Source organism: Pseudomonas sp. 05N433, assembly GCF_056396925.1.
The window spans coordinates 52900-69366 of sequence record NZ_JBFTML010000027.1; the positions used below are offsets into that span (position 1 = coordinate 52900).

At 58.9% G+C, this 16467-nt stretch carries 14 protein-coding genes and 1 pseudogene; 6 read left to right on the forward strand and 9 right to left on the reverse strand.

All coding sequences use genetic code 11. The features are described from left to right. Nucleotides 1-17 precede the first annotated feature (17 nt). On the forward strand, nt 18-1559 hold the full coding sequence (locus tag AC1DIS_RS15940) for a sensor domain-containing diguanylate cyclase (protein ID WP_477780966.1): 1542 nt from the start codon (nt 18-20) through the stop codon (nt 1557-1559). Between the two features lie 42 nt (nt 1560-1601). Here AC1DIS_RS15940 and AC1DIS_RS15945 read toward each other — a convergent pair whose 3' ends face one another. From AC1DIS_RS15945 to AC1DIS_RS15960, 4 genes are read right to left on the reverse strand one after another with little or no spacing between them, the layout of a single operon-like run. Beyond that, nucleotides 1602-2441, reverse strand: a complete 840-nt coding sequence (locus AC1DIS_RS15945) for a sugar phosphate isomerase/epimerase family protein (RefSeq protein WP_477780967.1) — start codon at nt 2439-2441, stop codon at nt 1602-1604. 1 nt (nt 2442) lies between these two features. Further along, entirely contained in the window at nt 2443-3684 is a 1242-nt protein-coding gene (locus tag AC1DIS_RS15950) for an NAD(P)/FAD-dependent oxidoreductase (protein ID WP_477780968.1), read from the reverse strand. Between the two features lie 18 nt (nt 3685-3702). Further along, nucleotides 3703-4023 (reverse strand): MocE family 2Fe-2S type ferredoxin, encoded by a 321-nt coding sequence (locus tag AC1DIS_RS15955; protein WP_477748907.1) that lies wholly within the window; start codon nt 4021-4023, stop codon nt 3703-3705. Nucleotides 4024-4059: 36 nt separating this feature from the next. Beyond that, complete coding sequence (locus AC1DIS_RS15960) at nt 4060-5172, reverse strand: fatty acid desaturase family protein (protein ID WP_477744472.1); 1113 nt, start codon at nt 5170-5172, stop codon at nt 4060-4062. A 182-nt stretch (nt 5173-5354) separates the two neighbouring features. Here AC1DIS_RS15960 and AC1DIS_RS15965 point away from each other — a divergent pair, with 182 nt between their 5' ends. Further along, nucleotides 5355-6404: a substrate-binding domain-containing protein gene (locus AC1DIS_RS15965; RefSeq protein ID WP_430953719.1), complete on the forward strand. Its 1050-nt coding sequence runs from the start codon at nt 5355-5357 to the stop codon at nt 6402-6404. A gap of 28 nt (nt 6405-6432) precedes the next feature. Here the strand turns inward: AC1DIS_RS15965 and AC1DIS_RS15970 are convergent, their stop codons facing one another. Beyond that, the gene (locus AC1DIS_RS15970; RefSeq protein ID WP_477780969.1) at nt 6433-8448 is read right to left on the reverse strand and encodes a sigma-54 interaction domain-containing protein; all 2016 of its coding nucleotides are present in this window, start codon (nt 8446-8448) and stop codon (nt 6433-6435) included. Between the two features lie 193 nt (nt 8449-8641). Here AC1DIS_RS15970 and AC1DIS_RS15975 point away from each other — a divergent pair, with 193 nt between their 5' ends. The 3 genes from AC1DIS_RS15975 to AC1DIS_RS15985 all read left to right on the forward strand — a co-directional run bounded on the left by AC1DIS_RS15975 (nt 8642) and on the right by AC1DIS_RS15985 (nt 11475). Then, on the forward strand, nt 8642-9664 hold the full coding sequence (locus AC1DIS_RS15975) for a Gfo/Idh/MocA family oxidoreductase (protein ID WP_477780970.1): 1023 nt from the start codon (nt 8642-8644) through the stop codon (nt 9662-9664). Continuing rightward, complete coding sequence (locus AC1DIS_RS15980) at nt 9661-10449, forward strand: TIM barrel protein (RefSeq protein WP_477744473.1); 789 nt, start codon at nt 9661-9663, stop codon at nt 10447-10449. Before AC1DIS_RS15975 ends, AC1DIS_RS15980 begins: the two co-directional genes overlap by 4 nt. 99 nt (nt 10450-10548) lie before the next feature. Next, entirely contained in the window at nt 10549-11475 is a 927-nt protein-coding gene (locus tag AC1DIS_RS15985) for a sugar ABC transporter substrate-binding protein (RefSeq protein ID WP_477744474.1), read from the forward strand. 84 nt (nt 11476-11559) lie between these two features. Here AC1DIS_RS15985 and AC1DIS_RS15990 read toward each other — a convergent pair whose 3' ends face one another. From AC1DIS_RS15990 to AC1DIS_RS16005, 4 genes and pseudogenes are all read right to left on the reverse strand, one after another. Then, complete coding sequence (locus AC1DIS_RS15990; protein ID WP_026331794.1) at nt 11560-12543, reverse strand: GlxA family transcriptional regulator; 984 nt, start codon at nt 12541-12543, stop codon at nt 11560-11562. Between the two features lie 165 nt (nt 12544-12708). After that, a pseudogene (locus AC1DIS_RS15995) lies at nt 12709-12870 on the reverse strand (Lrp/AsnC ligand binding domain-containing protein); the annotation flags it as partial. Nucleotides 12871-12976: 106 nt separating this feature from the next. Beyond that, nucleotides 12977-13645: a hypothetical protein gene (locus AC1DIS_RS16000; protein ID WP_086944902.1), complete on the reverse strand. Its 669-nt coding sequence runs from the start codon at nt 13643-13645 to the stop codon at nt 12977-12979. Between the two features lie 116 nt (nt 13646-13761). Further along, nucleotides 13762-14937 carry a XylR family transcriptional regulator gene (locus tag AC1DIS_RS16005; RefSeq protein ID WP_477744475.1) on the reverse strand — a complete coding sequence of 392 codons (1176 nt, stop codon included), beginning with the start codon at nt 14935-14937 and terminating at the stop codon, nt 13762-13764. Nucleotides 14938-15112: 175 nt separating this feature from the next. Between AC1DIS_RS16005 and xylA the strand changes: the two genes are divergently transcribed. Next, entirely contained in the window at nt 15113-16429 is a 1317-nt protein-coding gene (gene xylA / locus AC1DIS_RS16010; RefSeq protein ID WP_477744476.1) for a xylose isomerase, read from the forward strand. Nucleotides 16430-16467: the final 38 nt, after the last annotated feature.

Below are 16467 nucleotides of genomic sequence, written 5' to 3' on the forward strand. Positions count from 1 at the left end.
TCATCCTAGGGGGTTTTGTGGAAAACCGCTCCGAAGACAATACCCGCCACTCCCCTTTGCAGCCGAGAAGACTGCCGGCAACAGCGATCTCCGTCGTGTTCATGGCTTTAGTCACCCTCTCGATACTGAGTATTTACTGGCTTCAAGCCGCCCAAAGTAAAGCCTATGAACTCTCACAAGCAAAACTGGTATCAGGCAATTTGACGTGGTCGATGGCCCAACAAGCGACTGACACGTTTGATGAAGCCAACCTGATCCTGGATGAACTGATCGACAGAATAAAAGACAACCCAAGTGCCCAACAGCTCGATAAAACGCAAAAACTGCTTAAGCGCAGAGTCTTTACCACCGAACAGTTGCACGGCCTTTTTTACTATGATGAAAACGGCAACTGGATCCTGACTTCGTTCGATTCGAAACCTGAAGCGCCCAACAATGCCGATCGTGATTACTTCATCTTTCACAAAAACAACGTAACCTTGTCGCCTCGCATCGGCCGGGCCATCCGCAGCCGCACGACCGGCGAATGGATTATTCCTCTTTCCCGACGAATCAACGATAGCGAGGGCCATTTTAAGGGTGTCGTGCTGGCCACGATCAAAATGGCCTACTTTGACAAGTTCTTCTCAACGTTCTCCATTGACCGCAAAGGCGCCATTTTCCTGGCCCTTCCCGACGGAACGATAATCGCCAGGCGGCCATTTGCTGAAGAGTTCATCGGTGCGTCGCTAGCCAAAGGGGAAATATTTTCCATCTATTTACCCAAGTCTCCGGCTGATACCGTCATGATCAAATCGATTATCGACGGCGTTGATCGACTCTTCGGCTACAGGTTGCTTCAAAAATATCCGCTGGTCGTCGCTGCCGCCAATTCACGGGAAGCCATTTTTGCCGAGTGGAAAACCGGAACAATCAAGATGGCATTGATGATTGGCGCAGTGCTGCTGGTCAACCTTCTTGTCGGCCTCTTGCTCATCAAGAAAATACGTTACGGCGTCTCGGTAGAGAATCATTTGAAGCAGACCCGGGCAGCCCTGGAAAAACTGGTATTGCAAGATGCCCTCACCGGACTTGCAAACCGACGCCACCTCGAAAACAGCTTGCAGCAGGAATGGCTTCGCGCGGTAAGACATCACTCTCCGATCAGTTTGATAATGCTCGACATTGATTATTTCAAAAGCTTCAACGATCAATACGGGCACATTGCCGGCGACCATTGCATCGCTTCCGTAGCGCAGGCAATCGCACAATGCATTCACAGGCCATCGGATTTAGCCGCGCGGTACGGTGGCGAAGAGTTTGCGGTATTACTACCCGATACAGATGCCGAAGGTGCCTACTCCATTGCCGAAGACATCAGGCTCGCGGTGCTGAACCTTGCTATTGCACACGATGGCAACCCGGCCAAGAGTGTGACCGTCAGTTTAGGGGTTTATACCTGCGTGCCGGAGGCTGCCGAATATAAGCAGCTGCTGACACAGGCGGACTCGGCACTGTACCGGGCGAAACGCTCAGGCCGGAATCAGACTGCCTGCTTGTCTTTGATCGAGGCCGGATAAGGCTGTAGGAGCGAGCACCGCTCGCTCCAGGGTTTTCGTCGCTCAGCAAGACCGTTCCCGACACTCATCCCAGACCTCACGCATCAATTCCTTAAGCATCAACGCCTCGGCCCAGCGGTCGGTGATGTCGCGTCCGTCGGCCCCGGTGATGGCATAGGGTGGCGGGCCGAGTTCACAGGTGAAGGACAGGCTGCTGGGCGTGTCCGGTCGGGCCAGCCAGTTCTCGATCCCATAGCGCCACCAGCCCAGGAAACGCTCCAGCCAAGGTCGATGCTGGGCGAAACTCAAAGGCACCTGGACCTGTTCGCTGTTGGCGACACGGCCGTGAAACCCCCAACTATTGCGCAGAATGGTCTGGATCTGTTCGTCGTCTTCGGCCGCGGCCGGCTCCGGCAGTTCGCGGCCCACGACATAGTGGGACAAGTCGGCCAACAGTTTGAGATCGGGCATTTGCGCGAGAATGTCGAGGGTGAACAACAGGTCACTGGTGAGGCGATAACGGTGGGTTTCCAGCAGGATCGGAAAGTCCACCTGCTCGGCCAGTCGCTGCCACCCCTCGATCAACTGGATGGCTTGCGCCAGCGTGCGTGGCCGGACGTCGGCTTGCAGCGTGAGATGGTGGCAGCCGTAGCGGGACGCGACGTCGATCGCTGCCGCCAGATCATCCATGGTGCGGGGGAACACCTGACCTTCGATTTGCAGGCCCTGCGCCTTGGCGGCGGCATGCAAGCGTGCGGCATGGTTCGCCACCCAGAAATGGTCAGTGATTCCGTCGAAACCGGCGGCAGCGATTTTCTCCAGTTGCGCTTCCAACGCAAGTTCGCATTGGCCATGGTGATCTTGCATGGCCCAAAGGGACTGGAAGACCAGGAATTCACGCATGTCAGTTCCTCAGCAGTTGTTTGAGCGATACTTCGGCGTCGGCCAGAGCCTCTACCGAGAGGGGGTTATGCGAAGCGATCAGTCGTTCGCACAACTTGATGTCCYTGGCGACGCTATTGCCCCGGCCCCAGCCGCAAGCACCTTGCAAACGCTGCTCAGCATCGAGGTAGAACAGCAGGAAACCGCCGCCCGGGGTTGTCCGGCTCGCCGTGGGTTCTGTGTTTGCGATCTCACCCACGGTCTGCAATCCCCAGTCGTACTGGTCGGACCAGAAACCGGGAATGACCTCGTAAGGAAACTCGCCGCCCAACAGATTCCGGGCGGCATGGCGGCCCTGGGTTTCGGCRTTGCGCCAGGTTTCCTGACGCTGGAAACCGCCTTGCGGGTGCAGCCGAAATTCACAGACATCCCCCGCCGCAAAGATGTCCGGCGCGCTGGTGCGCAATTGGGCATCGACGCGAATGCCTTGGCCGACCTCAAGCCCGGCAGCCATGGCCAACTCGGTGTTGGGTTGCATGCCGATGCCTACCACCACCAGATCACAGGGCAGCAGTTGGCCGTCGACCAGTTGCACGGATTCAACATGAGTAGTGCCCTGCACTGCTTCAATGGCCACGTTCAGTCGGACATCCACGCCCTGGCTGCGATGCAATTCCAACAGAACGCTGGACAACCGTCCCGGCAACACCCGTCCCGCCAGGCGCGGCCCGGCTTCGAGCAAGGTCACCGCGCAACCCAAGGCTCGGGCGGTGGCTGCGACTTCGAGGCCGATGAAGCCACCGCCGATGATCACCAGTCGGGTGTCGGGCCGCAACGAAGCGCGCAGTGCCAGTGCCTCGTCATGGCTACGCAGATAAAGCACATTGCGCAGATGCTCGGGCACACAGGCAAGCTTGCGCGAGCCCCCTCCCGTCGCCAGCAACAGCCGGGCGTAATGCAGCCAGCTGCCGTCGGCCAATTGCAGACGATGCCGTTGCGGGTCCAGGCCTTTTACCGGGTTACCGGCCAGGTGTTCGATGCCCAGTTCAGCGAGCCGAGCGCTATTGCACAGGCTGTAGCCCGCCAGATCGACCGTGCCCTGCAGCAACCCTTTGGACAGCGGCGGACGTTCATAAGGCGGGTGAAACTCGTCGCCTATCAGGATCAAGCGACCGCTATAACCTTCGTCGCGCAGGGTCAGGGCCGCGCGGCCACCGGCATGCCCGGCGCCAACAATGACCAGTGGAGCATTGGCAGGACTCATGGCACAGACTCCGTGCAGTTAAACCGTGATGGCGAGCAACACACGCCCCGCCTCGACCCGGACTTCATAGGTCTTGAGGTTGACGCACACCGGTGCGCCGAGGGCTTTGCCGGAGCGGTAGTCGAAACGCCCGTTGTGTTTGGGGCACTCGATGACGTGCTCCATCACCAGGCCATCGGCGAGGTGAATGGACTCGTGGGTGCATAGGCCCGCCGTGGCGAAAAACTCGCTGTTGGCAGAGCGGTAGACGGCATAGGTGTGCGGGCCATGGTCGAAACGAATGACGTCTTCTTCGTTGATATCGCCCAGGGCACATACATCGATCCATTGATCGGTCATGGCGTTTTCTCTGGTAGTGGTACAGACAGGAAGGTGTCAGGCCGGCGTTACTTCAGGCTCTGCCTGGACGGTGGCGGCCGATGCTGCGCGTTGTGGCAAAGGACGACAGACGAAATGGCTCGGGTCTTTGCGCTGCCTCCAGATAGTCGGGATGATTTCCTTGAAGGCCTCGGACAGGCTGCCGTAAGGCGGCGGGCAGTCGCGGCGGATCTCTTCGTGAAGCTGCGCCAGCGCATGAAAAGGCACCATCGGATATATGTGATGTTCCAGGTGATAGTTCATGTCGAGGTACAGGAAACGCAGCAGTCGGTTCATGTAAATCGTGCGGCAGTTGCTGCGGTGATCGAGTACGTCTTCCGCCAGGCCGACGTGCTGCGAAAGGCCGAACAGGTAGGACAACCAACCGCCATAGAGGGTCGGCAGACCGATAAACATCAGCGGCAACCAGCTCTGCAGAAAAAGCGCCGTGCCCACGGTAAGCCCATAGATAGCCAGCCAGACGCGCGCGTCTCGCGCCACTTTGGGCCATTCGGATTCGGGGATGAAGGTCTGCTCTTCTTCACCCATCCGCCCGACTGCATGCCGGCATACTGACCCCATCGTCTTCAACGCGTAAGGCATTCTGAACAGACTCAGCGCCATCATGATCAGACTCGGTGGACGCGGCTCGACGATTTCCGGATCGCGACCAACGATGATGGTGTCGGTGTGATGCCGCGCATGGCTCCAGCGCCAGACCTGGGGTTCAAACATGAACATGAAGCTCGACAGCTGGTAGACCGCATCATTCATCCAGCGGGTCTTGAATGCCGTACCGTGACCCGTTTCGTGCCAACGGGCATTGGACGCGGTGCCATAGAGCAGCCCATAGACGAAGAAGAACGGAACGCAGGCCCAGGAGCCCCAGAACCAGTAGCCACCGAAGCCGGTCACAGCCATCGCCGACAGCCAGATGGCGGTATCACGCAGGGCCGGGCCATCGCGACGCTGCATCAATTCTTTCATGCGTTTGCGGGAGATGGGCGATTGGTACCACGTTGCCGATACCAAACCTTTTTGCGCCGCTCGGGCGGCTTCGGGACCGGTCAATCGATAATCCCTTGGCACGGGTTTATCGGTTTTTTCAAAGGCTGCGTTGTGTTCGGGCATTTTATTGTTCTCCGCAAGCTTGATGGTTTAAGCACTTGCTTTCGATGCGGGATGGCATCGCTGGAGAAAATATAGAGAGCGCACAAACCACCCTCAATCCCTTGAATACATTCCCTATCAAGCTATCATCCAGGCCCATTGCAGCTTGATAGTTTTCTATCAAAGCGACTCAAGGGCCCACCATGAACAACAAAAAACGCCCCACCATCGCCACCGTTGCCGAGCACGCTCGCTTGAGTGTCGCCACCGTGGACCGGGTGCTCAACGCCCGGGCTCCGGTCAGCCCAGCCACCGCCGAGCAGGTGTTCCAGGCCGCCGAAGCCGTCGGTTATTTCGCCGCCCGGCTGATCGGCCAACGCATTCGCGAACGTCGTCCCAGCTATCGATTCGGCATCCTGTTACTCGGTACCGCCCAGGCGTTCTATGCCAACGTTGCCGCCGCCATCACCGAGGCAGCGCAGCGTCAGGCCGGGGCCAATCTGAGCTGCCAGTTCGAATACGTCTTCGATCGCACACCCAGCGCGATCATTGCCCAGATCGAACAACTGGCCGTGCAGTGTGATGGCCTGGCGGTGGTCAGCTTCGCTCACCCGCTGATCAATGCCGCCATCGCGCAGATCAGAGCCGCAGGCGTGCCGGTGATCGCCCTGCTGTCGGACATCCATGAGGCGGCAGAAGAACCTTACATCGGTCAGGATAATCATGAGGTCGGGCGCACCATGGGTTGGCTGCTGGCTCACACCTGCGGCGCACGCAAGGGCAGCGTCGGCGTATTGCTCGGCGGCCATCGTTTTCTTGGTCATCAGGCTCGGGTCGAGGGGCTGCGCAGTTACCTGGCGGAGCGCGCACCGGGGTTGCGCCTACTCGAAGCGGTGATCAACCTGGACAACTGCGATGTCACCGAAGAGGCGACGCTGGAACTCATCGCGCGCCATGCCGATTTGCGGGGGCTGTGCGTGGTCGGCGGTGGCGGCGACGGCATCATCCGGGCCCTGTCACAGCTGCCGAAACGGCCGTCGCTGTGTTGCATCCTGCAGGAGTCGACCGAGCTGTCTCGACAAGCCCTGGATCAAGGGTTGATCGACCTGGTCATCGACTCCCAGCCGCGATTGCTGGCGGCCGCGCTGGTCGACTTGCTGGTCGAGTTGCAGACCACGCCGGACTTCGATCCGCTCCGGCATCGGGTGCATATCCCGTTGCAGATCATTACCTCAGAGAACGCTAGAAGCTGACAGTGAAACACTGAACCTGTGGCGCCTGTCAGAGGTCGGTGCTCGCACGAAAAGCATCGGCACTCAGCCCGAATCGATTCATCTTGTTGTACAGCCCACCACGAGAAACGTTCAGTTGCCGGGCGGCCAGGCGGATGTTGCCTCGGGCATCCCTGAGGGCGGYGATGATCGCGTTCATTTCATGGGTGCCAAGGTCCAGCGCAGCCCGGGGTTCGGGCACACTTCCCGGCACCGATGGCCGCAGCCTTTGCTTGATTTCAAGTGGCAGATCACCCGGCTGAATCATCTCGGTCATCGCCAGATTCGTTGCGCGCTCGATGGTGTTTTCAAGTTCGCGAACATTACCCGGCCAGCTGTAGGCCGAAAGAATATCCAGCGCCTCTGGCGAGATGCCCTGCACCGATTTGCGCAATGATCGCGCGCAACGACCGAGAAAATGTCGCGCCAGCAAGGGCACATCTTCCCGGCGCATCCGCAGCGGCGGAACCGTCAGATTCAGGACGTTGAGCCGGTAGTAAAGATCCTCACGGAAAGCGCCATCGGCCACCGCCTGGCTCAGGTTGCGGTGGGTGGCGGCGATGATGCGCACATCCACCTGCTGCGATTTTTTCGCCCCCACGCGCGTCACCTCGCCTTCCTGCAAGACCCGTAGCAGACTGACCTGGGCATCGAAAGACATGTCACCGATTTCGTCGAGGAAGATCGTTCCGCCATCGGCCAACTCAAACTTCCCGGCAGATCCGCCACGGGCCGACCCGGTGAAGGCACCCTCGACATGACCAAACAGTTCGCTTTGCACCAGATCGCGCGGAATGGCTCCGCAATTGACCGCCACGAAAGGACCGTCGCAACGCTCGCTGGCGTTATGGATCGCCTGGGCGAACAGCTCCTTGCCGGTACCGCTCTCACCCAGAATCAGCGTGGTCGATTCACTGCGACTGGCGATCCGTCCCAGGCGCAAGGCGTCTTGTATCGCTCGCGAATTACCTTGAATGGTCTCGAAGGTGTAGCTGGCTTGAGTGCCGATGACCCGGCGCGTAATTTCGCGGATGCGCCGGTTCTCACGCAACGAAACAATCCGCCCACCCTGCTCCAGCGGGCACACCGACACCAGACACGCCAAATGGCTGCGATCATGCAGTTCAAACGTGCAATCCAGATCTCGTAGCCCTTCCCCGCCATGCAGCAGAATCTTATCGGTCAGTTCGCTTTGCCCCAGACGACGGAACGGGCTGCCGAGCAGATCCTGGCCCACGCGGAACAATTGCCGGGCATAACGGTTGAGCGCCTTGATGCAGCCCTGCTCATCCAGCACCACCAGTCCCTCGTTGAGCACTTCAAGCACGGTTTGTTGTTCTTCCAGCAGGCTCTGCAGCGCCATCTGCCGCGAGACCGCTTCGGCCGCGGCCTGGACGGTGCCCAGCGTATGAAAATGAAACCAGCCCGGCTCAGCGGTCAGGGTCAGCATGGCGAGCGTCCTGCCCTGCGCATCCCTGATCGGCGCGGCGGCGCAGTGCATGCGCCGTCGACGCAAGCCGCTGGCGAAGTTTTCCTCGGCCAGCACATACACCAAGCGATCTTCGGCAAGCGCCAGCCCCGTGCAGTTGGTGCCCTGCACCGACTCCAGCAATCGGCTGCCCACCGGTGTGAGGTCCAGACCACAGAAATACAGGGTCGTGCCTTGAGCATCGGTCAGGTTGATATGGCCCCTGGGGTTGTAGGCCAGCAATCCCCCCATGACCTGCGCCGCCGCTGCAATCAACGTGCGATTGGCCGCCAGCGTCGCGGCCAGAACGGCAGGAGCAACAAATCGATATTCGCCATCCTCAGGATCGAGGCCGGTGCCGACGCTGCGCCGCCAGGAATCCCAAATCACCTGCCTGACCCCGGCAGGTCGATCGGTGCGCCCGTTCAGACACGCCAGCCAGGCCTGTTCCAGCGCGGCGATCGAGCCTTCGTTCAACGACGCGGGGCCGAGAGCGGTGATGTAATCGAGGTCTTGCGCGCTGAAGGCTGTTACCTGTGGGTTGACCATCATCGACATCCGCTTCCATGTTCATGTTTTAGACATGTCAGTGTAGACATGTCCTGCGAATGAACACTTCTTTCAAAAAATATTGATTAACCCTTTGAATATCAATGACTTAAATACTGGCACAGCACTTGCTCAAAGGGTTATGCCAGCGAGGACATTCCTGCGGCCAAGTCATTGAACAACAATAAAAGGGAGTCAATTCATGAGTACGTCCAAGATCATCCGCCTGGGCCTCATCGGCGCCGGCCGCATGGGCAGTTTTCACGGCCAGACGGCCGCCCGGCACATCCCCGGCGCCTGCCTGGCCGCCATCGCCGACCCTACCCCCGGCCAGGCCGCTCGGTTGGCGGCAGAGTTGGGGGTGCAGAAGGTCTATACCGATCCACAGCAACTGCTCGATGACCCGGAAATTGACGGCGTCCTGATCGCCGCCCCCGCCCGCAGCCATGCCGAACTGGTGATCAGTGCGGCCCGGGCCGGCAAAGGGGTGTTCTGTGAAAAACCCATGGCCATCACCCTCGACGAGGCCGACCGCGCTATCGCCGCAGCCGCCGATGCCCGCGTGCCGCTGCAGGTTGGCTTCAATCGTCGTTTTGCCAAAAGCTTCCGCGCCGCCCATCTGGACGTGGTCGCCGGCCGTATCGGTACGCCGCAACTGCTGCGCTCACTGACCCGCGATCCGGCGCTGAACAATCCGGCCGCTTCGCCGCAGTGGGTGATTTTTCTCGAAACCCTGATCCATGACTTCGATACCCTGCGCTACCTCAATCCCGGCGCCGAAGCGGTCGAGGTTTATGTCATGGCCGATGCGCTGATTGCACCGGACTACAAGAGCAAAGGGTTTCTGGACACCGCCGTGGTCACGATCCGTTTCGACAACGGCGCCATCGCCACCGCCGAGGCCAATTTCCAGGCCGTTTATGGCTACGATGTTCGGGGGGAAGTGTTCGGCAGCGCCGGCATGCTGACCATGGGCAGCGTCAATGACTCAGACCTGGTGCGCTACTTGGCTAATGGCATCCAGGCCGACACCCAACGCATGGACACCGACCTGTTGCGGGATGCCTATGTGGCCGAGCTCAATCACTTTGTCGACTGCCTGCGCACCGGTGAAAAACCACTGGCCAGCGGTGAAGATGCCCGAGYGGCACTGACCATTGCCCGCGCGTGTATCGAGTCCGTCCAACAGGGCAAAGCAGTGCGCGTGCAAGGAGCCCGTTCATGAGTTTTATCCCGTTCAAACTGGCGATCAGCGCCGAGATGGTATTCCTCGACCTGCCGTTCACCGAACGCGTCAAACGGATTCACGCGCTGGGTTTCAGCGCCGAAATTTGGGACTGGACCCAGAAAGACATTCCGGCCCTGGTCGCCACCGGTGCCGACTTCACCTCCATGACCGGCTACATCTCAGGCAACCTGACCGACGCCGAAGGCATCCAGCATCTGCTCGACAGCGCACGGGAATCGCTGGCCGTCGCCGCACAACTGAATTGCCCGAGCCTCAACCTGCATGGCACAGGCTTGGGCGATAAAGGCTTGCCGGTCAAACCCGTGGCCCACACCACCGGACGCATGTGGTTGAGCGCCTGCAAGACCCTGGAAAAAATCGCTCGCCTGGGCGAAGACGCGGGCCGAGTGTTCCTGCTGGAAAACCTCAATACCGAAGTGGACCACCCTGGCACACCCTTCGCTCGCGCCGACGATACCCTGGCGCTGATCGAAGCCGTGGGCAGCCCGCATTTGAAGATGAACCTGGACCTTTACCATGCGCAGATCGGCGAAGGAAACCTGATCGAACTGATCCAGCGCGCCGGCAGCGCCATCGGCGAAATCCAGGTGGCCGATGTCCCCGGCCGCATGGAGCCCGGCACCGGTGAAATCCATTATCCGGCCATTGCCAAGGCCTTGTTCCGCATGGGATACACCGGGGTCGTCGGGCTCGAGGGCTGGGCCAGCGGCGACAGCGAAGTGGCACTTGAGCGTTTTCGGCAAGCCTTCTCGCTTGATTGAGGACGCTGGCGCTCTCGGCGAATCTGATTCAGAGAGCGCCACAAACCTCACGTTTGATCTTGATGAATTTCAACTCATAACAACAAAAGGAAAACCATCATGCGTCGCTGCACACTGCTATTCGCCACGCTGTTATTACTCGTCAGCCAATGGGCCGCCGCCGACTATCGCATCGGCGTCAGCATTGCCAGGGTTGACGACAACTTCATGACCTATGTGCGCAACGGCCTGGAAAATGCCGCCAGGAAGGAGAACGTCCAGATCCAGTTCGAGGACGCCCAGGGCGATGTGGTTCGCCAACTCAACCAGATTCAGGGTTTTCTCGGTCAGAAGGTGGATGCCGTCATCGTCCTGCCCGTGGACACCGCCGCCACCGCCAACATGACCCGCGCCGCCGTCGAGGCGAAGATTCCGCTGGTCTACGTCAACCGTCACCCGGACGAGCGCGTGCTGCCCAAAGGCGTGGTCACGGTGGCGTCCAATGACATCGAGGCCGGGCAACTGCAAATGCGCTACCTGGCCGACAAGCTGGGGGGCAAAGGCAACATCGCGATCATCATGGGCGACCTGGCACAGAACTCCACGCACGACCGCACCGAAGGGGTCAAACAGGTGCTCAAGGACTACCCCGGGATCAAGATCATCGAACAACAAAGTGCCGAGTGGCAGCGCAACAAAGGGATGGACTTGACCAGCAATTGGCTGCTGGCTGGCACTGGCTTCGATGCCATCGTCGCCAACAACGACGAGATGGCCATCGGCGCGGCCATGGCCCTGCAGCAAGCCGGCAAAGCCAAGGGCGAGATTGCGATTGTCGGCATCGATGGCCTGCCCGACGGCCTGGCGGCGATCAAGCGCGGGATGTTGGTCGCCTCCGTCTTTCAAGACCCCAAGGCCCAGGCGACCAGCGCGGTACAAGCGGCCATCAAGATGATCAAGGGCGAGCCGGTCGAAGCGGATGTCTGGGTACCCTTTCAGCTGATCACGCCGGATCAGGTGGCGATGTTTGAGCAGCATTACAAATAGCGTCAAAAGCCGATCGATGGCTCCCCTGCGGGACGGGGCAGCAATCGGGCCGGAAGTCAGGTGCGCAGAGGTGAAGGAAAGCCTTTATTTAACGAGCCGCTTTTCCTTGGAAGGTCTGTACCCGAAGTACGAGCTATAGCACTTGCTGAAATGGCTCGGCGACACAAAACCACAGGCCACCAACACGTCGACCTGGGACAGTTCTGTGTGCTGGAGCAGTCGCCGCGCTTCGGTGATCCGCAGTTCCATGTAATACCGCTGCGGCGTTGTACCGAGTTGCTCCTTGAACAAGCGTTCCAGTTGCCGCCGGGAACGGCCGGCATAGGCCGCCAGTTGCTCCAGCTCCAGAGGCTCTTCGAGGTTGGCGTCCATCAGCTTGACCACCTCGCGCAAGGGCGCGCTCACACAGATATTTTCAGCCGGTTTGATGCGCCGATAGCGAGACTCCTCGAACGCCAGAATGTCCTCGATCCCCTCGACGAGGGCTTTATCGTGCAGGCCCTTGATCCAGTCCAGCGCCATATGAAATGCCCCCGAGGGGCTGGACGCGGTGAGGCGGTCGCGATCAATGACGTAGGGTTCACTGGTGACTTGCGTCGCCTTGGAGATTTCCGCGAGTGCGGGGCGATGTTCGGGGTGAATGGCGCAACGATACCCATCGAGCAAACCTGCGCTGCCCAGAAACCATGCGCCATTCCACAACCCGGCCAGGCAGACACCCTGGTTCGCCGCCATACGCAACAGGCTGATGAACTCGTCATCAGCCTTGAGCTCTGTCCTGTAGCCGCCACAAATCACCAGCAGATCCAGGTCGTGAATGGCTGAAGCATCCAGACGTGCATCCGGCCGGATGACCAGCCCCAAATCGCTGATGACCTCGCCGTCGTTCAAACCGAACGTTCGCGAAGAGAACAACCTGGGTCGTAGAAGATTCGCGGTGACAATGGTGTCCAGTGCCTGGGTGAACGCGGGCAGCGAGAAATGCTCGAGCAGCACAAAGCCTGCCCGGGTCATACGAGCAGGCTCATCAGGGTTTTCATTCAGATAGCGGAGATTTTTTCCCTTCATGCCTCCGCTGAATTGGCGTCGTTCGATCAATGTTCGACCCACTCGGTTACTGCGTAGATAAAGCCTAATGCTAACTGTAGAAGCGCAAAAAGCCCTAGCACCATTATGCGACCGATCAAACCAGTTGAAAGCCGTGACGAAGCGGGTCTTTGCCAGGCGCTGGACGTTAGGCAGCGTGGAGAGGCGTTCATCATAAAGCTGCTGGAAAGACGGCAGATCCCGAGAGACGACGTGGAGCAGGTAATCGGGCTTTCCAAAAAGCCTTTGCGTCTCTGCACACATCACCGCCGCCGTTGCCATTCCTACCGTCGGCATCGGTGCTGGCATCACCCCAATGCCGTCCCCTATTCCGAAATAGGACTTCCCACATCATCCTGCGAACACCGTCGCAAGAGTAGCCACCAGGAGAGAGCCGAGACGGTACAATTCCGTCCTATCTGATTTTCGTTTGCAATGTTTTTGTCAAACTGGAAAAGTTTCTCAGCATCCCTGAAAAAGAAAACACCCCCCCATTCGTAAGCTTTACCACCACGCGTGGGCTACCTTTATCTCGGCGTAACTGAACGTCTAAAACATCCCTCAACAGGAAGGTTTTTTTCGTGAATCCGTAAATCTCCACACGTGTCTCATCAACGCGAACTGAAAACTTGAAAAGATAGGCGGCGTATATGATTACAATCGTGGCAAAACCAAAGCACATCAGGTACCCGACCGACGAAATCGGTTTCGCAGGATTATCTGAAATGGCTGGAACGATTATGAAAATCACAGAAACGGCAACTGCCAGAAATACAACATGGAAGGGATATCGGTAAACAGCCTTCCCTTCATTTGGGGCGCGAACCGGCATATCACCGACAGATGCTAGTCGCTCTTGTTGCCCCATCGATTCAGCCCGCAGTTCATTAAGCAGCTTTGCTGTCGCTATCCACACTACGAAGGCTATGAATAGATAAGCCATGCAAAAGTAAAGCCCCGGCGAAATTCGTATACCCCACCATTCAAAAAGCCAATCTCCGCCTTTCACTGCCACGAAACAGCCAATGACGACCAAAACTAATGCTCTGACAATATCCGGAAAGTACTTTGGTTTTTTCCTCATTTGCCACGCTCCTTCTGCTTACACAGAATTTAGTCGTGTTGCATCGACCAGTTGAATCCACAGTCGAAACCATCCCTTCGCACCACACAACAATCGACCAATTACACCCCGCATCGCTATCTGACGCCCTGCTGGTATTCACGGGGCGTACATCCAAACTCGCGACGGAACACCGTGTGTAGATATTGTGCGGATTTGAAACCGCAATTACGGGCAACGTCCGCAATCGCTGTGTCGGTATTTTCCAGCCCGCTGGTGGCGGCCGCCAGTTTGAAACGCAGAATCTCGTCGTGCACGCTGCAGCCTCGCACAGTGCGAAAGTGCGACTCCAGCGATGAGCGCGACACGCCGACATAAGCCGCCACTTGCGCCGTTTTGATGCCCTGGCAGGCATATTGGCGGATAAACAGCAGCGCTTGCATGACGTAGGGGTTGCCCAAAGGTTGGTGCAAACTCGACACCTGCACGTTGATTGCATCAGGCGGGATCAGGATGTGCGTGCCCGTGGACGGCTTGCCGTGCAGCATCTGGTGCAGCAGTTGCGCGGCGGTGCGGCCCATGGTTTCGGTGCCCTGGATGACCGAGCTCAGGGGGACCCGGGTCAGGCTGCGTGTCAGGGGGTCGTTGTCGATGCCGATCAACGCCACCTGCTCCGGTACGGCGATTCCAGCGGTCAGGCAGGCTTGCAGCAACTGCCGGGCGCGGGCGTCACTGACGGCGATGATGCCAATGGGCTTGGGCAGGCTCTGGAGCCAGGCGATCAGTTGTTCGACGGCGCTGTCCCAGAGCGGTGCGCTGGTGCCCATGCCGCGATAGACCTCGGCGTGCAAGCCGTCACGTTGCATCAGTCGTCGAAAGGATTTTTCCCGCTCCTGAGCCCAACGATTTGCCTGCGCTTCAGGCAGGCTGAAGCAGGCAAAACGCTGCAGCCCTGCCTCGATCAAGTGCGCGTAAGCCAGCGTTATCAGAGCGTTATTGTCGGTAGCGACGTACGGGATCCCTTTCGGATAGGCCCGCTCATCCTGATAAGAACCACCCACCGCCACCACGGGCAACTTGATATCGGCCAGCGCCTCGCCAATCAGCGGATCGTCGAAGTCGGCAATGATTCCGTCACCTTGCCAGCGCTCGATCCCTTTCAACCGGCAGAGAAAATCCTCTTCCAGGAACAGGTCCCAGGACGCGCGGGTGCTGCTCAGGTAGTTGCCGATGCCGCTGATGATGCCGCGGTCATAGATCTTGCTCCCGTTGAACAACAGTGCGATGCGGTGAACAGGCGGTACGGTTTTCATTGTTTTCAGGCTTGTTCCGGGCCCCTTGTCACGGAGGCGGTTTGCACAGACTAGGCGCGCAGACGACGAATCTCAATACGCAAAATCGCACCCGCTGTTGGTGATTTTCATAATCAGCAGGCACGGGGCCGTTGTTAGTATCGAGACACGCCCAAGAACAACAAGGACATTGCCAATGCCGTACTTCCCCGATGTCGACCGGATCCGCTACGAAGGCCCTGCCAGTGATTCTCCCCTCGCCTTCCGTCACTACGACGCCGACAAAATCATCCTCGGCAAACCCATGCGCGAACACCTGCGCATGGCCGCCTGTTATTGGCACACCTTCGTCTGGCCGGGTTCGGATGTGTTCGGTGCAGGTACTTTCAAGCGCCCGTGGCAACACGCCGGCGACCCGATGGAGCTGGCCATTGGCAAGGCGGCAGCCGCGTTCGAGTTCTTCTCCAAACTGGGTATCGACTATTACTGCTTTCACGACACGGATGTCGCCCCGGAAGGCAAATCGCTAAAGGAGTACCGCAACCACTTCGCGCAAATGATTGATCACCTGGAGCGACACCAGGAAGAAAGCGGGATCAAGCTGCTGTGGGGAACCGCCAACTGCTTCAGCAACCCGCGCTTTGCCGCAGGCGCCGCCAGCAACCCTGACCCCGAAGTGTTCGCCTGCGCTGCTGCCCAGGTATTCAGCGCCATGAACGCGACCCAACGCCTGAAAGGGTCCAACTACGTGTTGTGGGGCGGTCGCGAAGGCTACGAAACCCTGCTCAACACCGACTTGAAACGTGAACGCGAACAACTGGGCCGCTTCATGCGCATGGTGGTCGAGCACAAGCACAAGATCGGTTTCAAAGGCGACTTGCTGATTGAACCCAAGCCGCAGGAGCCGACCAAGCACCAATACGATTACGACAGCGCCACCGTGTTTGGCTTTCTCCAGCAGTTCGGCCTGGAAAAGGAAATCAAGGTCAACATCGAGGCCAACCACGCGACCCTGGCCGGTCATAGCTTTCATCACGAGGTTGCGACGGCCGTCTCGCTGGGGATTTTCGGCAGCATCGACGCCAACCGCGGTGATCCGCAAAACGGCTGGGACACCGATCAATTCCCCAACAGCGTCGAAGAAATGACCCTGGTCACCTATGAAATTCTCAAGGCCGGCGGGTTCAAGAATGGCGGGTTCAACTTCGACTCCAAGGTTCGCCGCCAGAGCCTCGATGAGATCGATCTGTTCCATGGTCACGTCGGCGCAATGGACGTCTTAGCCCTGTCCTTGGAGCGGGCAGCCGCCATGGTGCAGAACGACCAGCTCCAGCTGCTCAAGGATCAACGCTACGCCGGCTGGCAGCAGCCGTTCGGGCAGGCGGTGCTGGCGGGTGAGTTCAACCTCCAGTCATTGGCCGAACACGCATTCGCCAACGAGCTGAATCCGCAGGCCGTCAGCGGCAGGCAGGAGATGCTCGAAAACCTCGTCAACCGGTTTATCTATCGCTGATCGCCAACGGGTCTGCGGGCGCAACAACGCTGTGACAT

Excerpts from the sequence above, each read along its gene's own strand:
- AC1DIS_RS15990 (WP_026331794.1), bottom strand. The coding sequence starts at position 12,543 with ATGAAGGGAAAAAATCTCCGCTATCTGAATGAAAACCCTGATGAGCCT.
- AC1DIS_RS15945 (WP_477780967.1), bottom strand. The coding sequence starts at position 2,441 with ATGCGTGAATTCCTGGTCTTCCAGTCCCTTTGGGCCATGCAAGATCAC.
- AC1DIS_RS15955 (WP_477748907.1), bottom strand. The coding sequence starts at position 4,023 with ATGACCGATCAATGGATCGATGTATGTGCCCTGGGCGATATCAACGAA.
- AC1DIS_RS16000 (WP_086944902.1), bottom strand. The coding sequence starts at position 13,645 with ATGAGGAAAAAACCAAAGTACTTTCCGGATATTGTCAGAGCATTAGTT.
- AC1DIS_RS15980 (WP_477744473.1), top strand. The coding sequence starts at position 9,661 with ATGAGTTTTATCCCGTTCAAACTGGCGATCAGCGCCGAGATGGTATTC.
- AC1DIS_RS16005 (WP_477744475.1), bottom strand. The coding sequence starts at position 14,937 with ATGAAAACCGTACCGCCTGTTCACCGCATCGCACTGTTGTTCAACGGG.
- xylA (WP_477744476.1), top strand. The coding sequence starts at position 15,113 with ATGCCGTACTTCCCCGATGTCGACCGGATCCGCTACGAAGGCCCTGCC.
- AC1DIS_RS15985 (WP_477744474.1), top strand. The coding sequence starts at position 10,549 with ATGCGTCGCTGCACACTGCTATTCGCCACGCTGTTATTACTCGTCAGC.
- AC1DIS_RS15960 (WP_477744472.1), bottom strand. The coding sequence starts at position 5,172 with ATGCCCGAACACAACGCAGCCTTTGAAAAAACCGATAAACCCGTGCCA.
- AC1DIS_RS15965 (WP_430953719.1), top strand. The coding sequence starts at position 5,355 with ATGAACAACAAAAAACGCCCCACCATCGCCACCGTTGCCGAGCACGCT.